1 protein-coding gene is annotated in these 606 nt (G+C 68.2%); it reads right to left on the bottom strand.

From position 1 onward, the window contains the following. Nucleotides 1–606: hypothetical protein (locus tag ACTWPP_RS45085; protein ID WP_443110632.1), on the bottom strand; the 606-nt coding region annotated here is incomplete at both ends.

Raw genomic sequence — 606 nt, 5'->3', positions numbered from 1 at the left:
CAGCACCTCGATGGCCTGCTGACGCGCCTGCGGTATCGCACGGTCACGCAGCGGGTGATGCAGCCAGTGGCGCAGCAGGCGGCTGCCCATGCTGGTGGCGCAGGTGTCGAGCAGCGAGAACAGCGTGGGCGATTCCTGCCCGCGCAGTGTTTCCGTCAGTTCCAGATTGCGGCGCGTGGCGGTGTCCAGGCCGATGAATTCGCTTTCGTGTTCGACGGTCAGGCCGATCACGTGCCGCAGCGACTGGCCCTGCGTGGCCGCCGCGTAGTTCAGCAATGCGCCTGCCGCGGCCAGTGCCGCCGTCAACGTTTCCGCGCCGAAGGCGACGAGGCTTGCGACGCCCAGTTGCTCGCGCAGGCGGCGCGCGCCGGCTTCCACGTCGAAGTGCCAGTCGGGCAGGCGTGTACGCGCAACGTCGAACTGGATCGTGTTGAGCGTCGCATCATCGGCCAGCACTTCGGCGGGACGGATGCGTTCGAGTTCGCGGTCGAGTTGGTCGGGGCTGCACTCCATCAAGCGCAGTTCACCGCCGACGAGGTTGAGCCACGCCAGGCCGATCAGCGGGGCTGCACCGCGTTTGCCCGGCAGGTGTGCGATGGCCAGCAG

This window comes from Actinomadura sp. 3N407 (genome assembly GCF_052245875.1).
Classification (GTDB): Bacteria; Actinomycetota; Actinomycetes; order Streptosporangiales; family Streptosporangiaceae; genus Spirillospora.
The sequence above is the reverse complement of the archived record's forward strand: the minus strand, read 5'-3'. Positions and strand labels throughout refer to the sequence as shown.